Source organism: Alsobacter sp. SYSU BS001988, assembly GCF_054796215.1.
The window spans coordinates 1-1,658 of record NZ_JBTAMK010000043.1 but is presented as its reverse complement, the minus strand read 5'-3'; the positions used below and the strand labels follow the sequence as shown (position 1 = coordinate 1,658).

1 protein-coding gene and 1 pseudogene are annotated in these 1,658 nt (G+C 69.4%); both read left to right on the top strand.

Translation table 11 applies throughout. The features are described from left to right. Positions 1-982 (top strand): type I secretion system permease/ATPase (locus tag ACYVO7_RS25700; protein WP_460452603.1); only part of this gene is annotated, 982 nt, incomplete at its 5' end. Between the two features lie 37 nt (positions 983-1,019). Continuing rightward, positions 1,020-1,658 (top strand): annotated as a pseudogene (locus ACYVO7_RS25695) (HlyD family type I secretion periplasmic adaptor subunit); the annotation flags it as partial.

The following is a 1,658-nucleotide window of genomic DNA, read 5'->3' as shown; positions in this document are numbered from 1 at the left end:
GCGCGAGGTGTCGCCCGGCATGATGATCGCGGCCTCGATCATCATCGGCAAGGCGCTGGCCCCGGTGGAGATCGCGATCGGCAACTGGAAGGGCTTCGTCTCGATGCGCGAGGCCTACCGGCGCGTCAACGGCCTGCTGGAGAAGGTGCCGGAGCCGTCCAAGCGCCTGCGCCTGCCCACCCCCGCCGGCACCGTCACGCTGGAGAACGTCCATGCGCGCGCGCCGGGACGCGAGACCCTGGTGCTGCGCAACGTCTCCCTCACGCTTCCCGCCGGCGCGGTGCTGGGCGTGGTCGGCGCGTCGGCTGCCGGCAAGTCGAGCCTGGCGCGGGTGATGGTCGGCGTGTGGCCGGTCGCGGGCGGCACGGTCCGCCTCGACGGCGCGGACCTCAACCACTGGGATCCGAACGACCTCGGCCGCCATATCGGCTACCTGCCGCAGGACGTCGAGCTGTTCTCCGGCACCATCGCCGAGAACATCAGCCGCTTCGACGAGGCGGCGACGCAGGACGACATCATCCGGGCCTCCACGCTGGCCGGGGTGCACGACCTCGTCCAGAAGCTGCCGGACGGCTACAACACCCATATCGGCGACGGCGGGCAGGCCCTCTCGGGCGGCCAGCGCCAGCGCATCGGGCTGGCCCGCGCCATCTACGGCATGCCGGCGGTGATCGTGCTGGACGAGCCCAACGCCAATCTCGACGCCGTCGGCGAGCAGGCGCTGGTGCAGGCCGTGGCCGCCATGAGGCAGGCCCGCCGCACGGTGGTGATCGTCACCCATAAGACCAACATCCTGGGGATGGTGGATTATGTGCTCGTCATGAACGAGGGCGCCTTCCAGCTCGCCGGTCCGCGCGACGAGGTGCTCGCCAACATCATGGGGCCGCGCGTCGTGGTGGCTCCGCCCGAACGAGAGACGGTCACAGAGGACCGGCGGGCGTCCGCGCTGCACCACCCCGCGGCCGCAGCCACGGCGGCCTGAACAGACGCCCAGAGGCAACTTGCAGCAGGAGAGCGACATGAGCGTCATCGAGGCCCCTCCGGCGTCCAGCGACTATCGGACCATCGCGATCGCCGGTTATGTGGTGATCGCGACCTGCATCGGGGGACTGTTCCTCTGGGCCGGGCTGACCAAGCTCGACAGCGCCGTCGTGGCGAACGCGTCGGTCTCCCTGGATTCGCGCCGCAAGGTCATGCAGCACCTGGAAGGCGGCATGATCAAGCAGATCAACGTCAAGGAAGGCCAGCTCGTCCAGGAAGGCGAAGTGCTGATCCGCCTCGACGACACCCAGGCCCGCGCCAGCCTCGACCTGGTGCGCAACCAGCTGGACGCGGTCATCGCCCAGGAGGCCCGCCTCATCGCCGAGCGCGACGTCGCGGCGGAGGTGACCTATCCGGAGGAACTGAACAGCCGGGCATCGTCGCCCAGCGTCCGCAAGATCATCGACGACCAGAACGCCCAGTTCCGTGAGCGTCGCAACTCGCTGCGCAGCCAGATCGACGTGCTGCAGAGCCGGGTGCACCAGCTTGAGACTGAGATCGAGGGCCTGAAGCGGGAGGGCGCGGCGGCCGAGCAGCAGCTCTTCTTCATCAATGACGAGCTCGTGGGCGTGCGCGACCTGGCCGACAAGGGGCTGGTGGCGAAGACCCGGCGCAAC